The sequence below is a fragment of the Cupriavidus sp. SK-4 genome (genome assembly GCF_000611125.1).
GTDB lineage: Bacteria > Pseudomonadota > Gammaproteobacteria > Burkholderiales > Burkholderiaceae > Cupriavidus > Cupriavidus necator.
Genome location: NZ_JFJW01000048.1, coordinates 1 through 4,648, shown reverse-complemented (window position 1 = coordinate 4,648; position 4,648 = coordinate 1). Strand labels below are relative to the sequence as shown.

The following is a 4,648-nucleotide window of genomic DNA, read 5'->3' as shown; positions in this document are numbered from 1 at the left end:
CAGCGGATGCTCCATCTTCATCGCTTCGATGATGGCCAGCGGCTGGCCGCGCCTGACCGTGTCGCCTTCGCGCACGTGGATGGCGGCCAGCGCGCCGTCCATGGGCGCGGGCACGGCAATGGCGTCGTCGGGGATGTCGGCCAGCGCCTGGTCCGCATCCGCCTGCGCGCTGTCGGCGAGGGCGGGCGGCGCGTGCAGCACCGGATGGTCGGCGTCGGCAGTCGCCAGTGCGGCCAGCGCCTGGTCCAGGTACTGCGTGTGCACGGCATTGCCGCGCACGTCGTCCAGCTGCAGCAGATCCTGCAGCAAGCGGCGGTTGGTGTCGATGCCTTCGATGCGGAACTCGCACAGCGCGCGGTAGGCGATCGCCAGCGCACGCGCGTAGTCGCCCCCGGGTTCGTGCACGATCAGCTTGGCCAGCAGCGAATCAAAGCGCGGGTTCGCCGTCATGCCGGCAAAGCCCGCGCTGTCCACGCGCACGCCTGGTCCGTTGGGCGGCTCGAACGCCGTCAGCGTGCCGCTGGCAGGGCGCAGCTGGCCCTGCGCGTCGAGGTGCTCGGCATTGATGCGCAACTGCACCGCGATGCCGCGCGGCGCGGGTGCCTGCTCCAGGCCCAGATCGGCCAGGCGCGCGCCGGCGGCAATGGCCAGCTGGGTTTGCACGAGGTCGACGCCGGTCACCATCTCGGTCACCGTGTGTTCGACCTGCAGGCGCGGGTTGGCCTCCATGAACCAGAACGATGGGCCGCCAGCGCCGCCGTCTTCCACCAGGAATTCGAACGTGCCAATGCCGCGATAGGCGGCGGCGCGCGCCAGTGTGCCGGCGGCATCGGCCAGCCTTGCGCGCAGTGCGTCATCCAATGACGGGCTGGGGGCGATCTCCACCAGCTTCTGGTGGCGGCGCTGCAGGCTGCATTCGCGCTCGCCCAGCGTCAGCACGCGGCCCTCGGCGTCGGCGACCACCTGGATCTCGATATGGCGCGGCGCGGCGACGATGCGCTCCACGTAGACCGCGCCATTGCCGAATGCCGCGCTCGCTTCCGAGACGCAGCGTGCATAGGCCTCGTCGATCGCGGCAGCGCGATGCACGGCGCGCATGCCGCGCCCGCCGCCGCCGGCGAGCGCCTTGATCATCATGCCCGCTTGCCCATCGAGGCTGGTGAAGAAGGCCCGCGCCTGCTCCGGCGAGGTCGGGCCGGCGGTGCCGGGCACGACCGGAACGCCATGCTCGCGCGCCAGCGCGCGGGCGCGGGCCTTGTCGCCGAACAGGCGCAGCACGTCGGGCGCAGGGCCGGCGAAGACCAGCCCGGCGTCCAGGCAGGCCTGCGCAAAGTCGGCGTTCTCGGACAGGAAGCCGTAGCCGGGGTGCACCATGCCGCAGCCCGCCCGCCGCGCAGCGTCCACCACGGCGGCAATGTCGAGGTAGGCGCGCGGACCAGTGCCGGGCAGCGCCACGGCCGCGTCGGCCTTGCGCACGTGCAGCGCGTCGCGGTCGTCTTCGCTGTACAGCGCCACGCTGGGGATGCCCATGGCCGCGGCGGCCCGCGCGATCCGGATGGCGATTTCGCCGCGATTGGCGATCAGGAGCTTGTGGGTCGTCATGATGCGGGAGCGTTGATGGCGTGGGTTGTGCAGGGCGCAGTGCGGGTTTGTACTCGTTGGTACATTTATTTACCGCTGGGTAAGATTCTGGGGTGATCGGGTATTCGCGTCAATCGGCCGTTTTCCCTTTGGCGCCGCAGAGCGCGGCGTCAGGCAAGGGCACGACCGGACTGGCGTAGCGAGCCCGCCATGCGAGAATTGCATCATGTCGATTGCACCCAGATCCGCACCGCTGAACCCGCCGTTGAGCACACCGCCAGAGCCGCAGCCGGCCCGCCCGCATATCGCGGAGCGCCAGGAGGCCCGCCGTCGCCAGATCCTCGATACCGCCGCGCAGCTCTTCTACAGCAAGGGCTACCCCGGCATGACCATGAACGACCTGTGCCGCGCGCTGGGCGTGACCAAGCCGGCGGTCTATTACTACTTTACTGACAAGTACGAGATCTTCGACATCCTGTGCCGCGAGTCGGCCCAGACCTGCCTGCCCGTGATCCGCGAGACCGCGGACCCGGCGCTGCCGGTGCGCGAGCGCCTGCAGGCCTGCCTGCTCGAGATGGCGCGGCGCTGCGTCGCCTGCCATGTGCCGGCCACGCTGAGCTTTCGCGACAACCAGTACCTGCGCCCCGACACCGTGGCGTGGCTCGACAGCATGGCGCGGGACTTCTATCGCGATCTCTATGCGCTGCTGGAAGAGGGCAAGCGCGATGGCGTGTTCGCCTTTGGCGACGCACGCGTGACGGCCCATGCGATCGGCAGCGTGGTGGGGTTCCTCTACACCTGGCATGAACCCGGCCGCATGGACCCGGAGACGCTGGCGCGGGAGCTTGCCGCCAGCATGATGAAGCTGGCGCTGCCCAGCGGCGGGTGAGTTTTGCAGAATTGCCTCACTAGGGGTTATCCCCCTACTTGCGCCCGATCGGTGGCGCATAATGCCCGTCAGGGGCACCAAGGCCTGTCCGGTGGCCCCGAGGACTTCGTCTAAGTTGTTGTTTTAACCGGGGCGCACGTTTAGCATCTCGGCAAAATCGAACGACCATTCAGAAATCAGGAGACGGTGCTATGGAAAGAATTTGGCTGAAACACTACCCGGCCGGCGTCCCCGCCGAGATCGATGCCAGCCAGTTCCGCTCGCTTGCCGCGCTGCTCGAGGCGTCTTTCCGCACCTATGCCGACCGCAAGGCCTTCATCTGCATGGACAAGGCCATCACCTACGGCGAACTGGACCAGCTCTCGACGCACTTTGCCGCATGGCTGCAGTCGCGCGGGCTGCGTCCCGGCGCACGCGTGGCGATCATGATGCCGAACGTGCTGCAGTACCCGGTGGTGCTGGCGGCGGTGCTGCGCGCGGGCTTCGTGGTGGTCAACGTCAACCCGCTCTACACCCCGCGCGAGCTCGAGCACCAGCTCAAGGACAGCGGCGCCGAGGCCATCGTGATCCTGGAGAACTTTGCCGCCACGCTGCAGCAGGTGCTGGCCAAGACCCCGGTCAAGCACGTGGTGGTGGCCAGCATGGGCGACATGCTGGGCGGGCTGAAGGGAGCGATCGTCAATTTCGTGGTGCGCAACGTCAAGAAGATGGTGCCGGCGTGGGAGTTGCCCACCTGCGTGCGCTTCAACAGCGTGCTGGCCGAAGGCCGCAAGCTGACGCTGCAGCCGGCCACCACCGGCCCGGATGACATCGCCTTCCTGCAGTACACGGGCGGCACTACCGGCATCTCCAAGGGTGCGGTGCTGCTGCACCGTAACGTGGTGGCGAACGTGCTGCAGTCCGAGGCGTGGATGCAGCCGGCGCTGAACAAGGGCGCCCATATCGACCAGCCCATCACCATCACCGCGCTGCCGCTGTACCACATCTTCGCGCTGACGGTCTGCTGCCTGCTGGGCATGCGCAGCGGCGGCACCAGCGTGCTGATCCCGAATCCGCGCGACATCCCGGGCTTCATCAAGGAACTGCAGAAGTACAAGTTCAACATGTTCCCGGCCGTCAACACCCTGTACAACGCACTGATCAACAATCCGGAAATCAGCAAGGTCGATTTCTCCGGCCTGCGCGTGGCCAACGGCGGCGGCATGGCGGTGCAGGAGGCGGTGGCCAAGCAGTGGCTGGCCAAGACCGGCTGCCCGATCATCGAAGGCTACGGCCTGTCAGAGACCTCGCCCTCGGCCACCTGCAACCCGACCGACACCGACGCATTCTCCGGCACCATCGGCATGCCGCTGCCGTCGACCGAAGTGGTGATCCGCGACGATGACGGCAAGGACTTGCCGCTCGGCCAGCCGGGCGAGATCTGCATCCGCGGCCCGCAGGTGATGGCCGGCTACTGGAACCGCCCGGACGAAACCGCCAAGGTCATGACCCCGGACGGCTTCTTCAAGACCGGCGACATCGGCGTGATGGATGAGCGCGGCTACACCAAGATCGTCGACCGCAAGAAGGACATGATCCTGGTGTCGGGCTTCAACGTGTATCCGAACGAGGTGGAAGGCGTGGTGGCCGAGTGCCCGGGCGTGCTGGAAGTGGCGGCCGTGGGCGTTCCCGACACGCACTCGGGCGAGGTGGTCAAGCTGTTCGTGGTGAAGAAGGATCCGGGGCTGACCGAGGCCGATGTGATCGAGTTCTGCAAGGAGCGCCTGACCGGCTACAAGCGGCCCAAGTACGTCGAGTTCCGCACCGAGCTGCCCAAGACCAACGTCGGCAAGATCCTGCGCCGCGAACTGCGCGACAGCCGCAAGGCCGCCTGAGCGGCAGCCGCTGCCAACGACAACGGCCTCCCGAGTGGAGGCCGTTGTGCTTTCAGGCTGCGCCGCGGCGGCTCAGCACTCGTTCGATGGCGCCAGGCGGGCTTCCTGGCTGCCGTCGGGGTAGATCACCCGCACGCACGCGCCAGGCTCCAGCCCCGGCACCGCCGGCGCGTTGGCCGACACGATCGCGCCGTCCATGGTTCGCACCTTGTACTGGAACAGGTCCACCTGCTGCACCGGCGCGGGCTTGTTGAACAGCCGGCTCAGGTCGAAGGCAAAGCCCACGCCCACGCCGCCACCCCCG

At 67.9% G+C, this 4,648-nt stretch carries 3 protein-coding genes and 1 pseudogene; 2 read left to right on the top strand and 2 right to left on the bottom strand.

Going from position 1 to position 4,648, the window contains the following annotated elements; translation table 11 throughout:
- The coding region (locus CF68_RS36135; RefSeq protein ID WP_152548480.1) for a biotin carboxylase N-terminal domain-containing protein at positions 1-1,602 on the bottom strand (1,602 nt) is incomplete at its 3' end.
- Positions 1,603-1,807: 205 nt separating this feature from the next.
- On the opposite strand from CF68_RS36135, the gene CF68_RS09585 reads away from it, so the two are divergent.
- Positions 1,808-2,470 carry a TetR/AcrR family transcriptional regulator gene (locus CF68_RS09585; RefSeq protein ID WP_035817854.1) on the top strand — a complete coding sequence of 221 codons (663 nt, stop codon included), beginning with the start codon at positions 1,808-1,810 and terminating at the stop codon, positions 2,468-2,470.
- A 191-nt stretch (positions 2,471-2,661) separates the two neighbouring features.
- A complete protein-coding gene (locus CF68_RS09580; RefSeq protein ID WP_035817852.1) occupies positions 2,662-4,344 on the top strand; it encodes a long-chain fatty acid--CoA ligase in 1,683 nt (560 codons plus the stop codon).
- Between the two features lie 72 nt (positions 4,345-4,416).
- Here CF68_RS09580 and CF68_RS09575 read toward each other — a convergent pair.
- Positions 4,417-4,648 (bottom strand): annotated as a pseudogene (locus CF68_RS09575) (hypothetical protein); the annotation flags it as partial.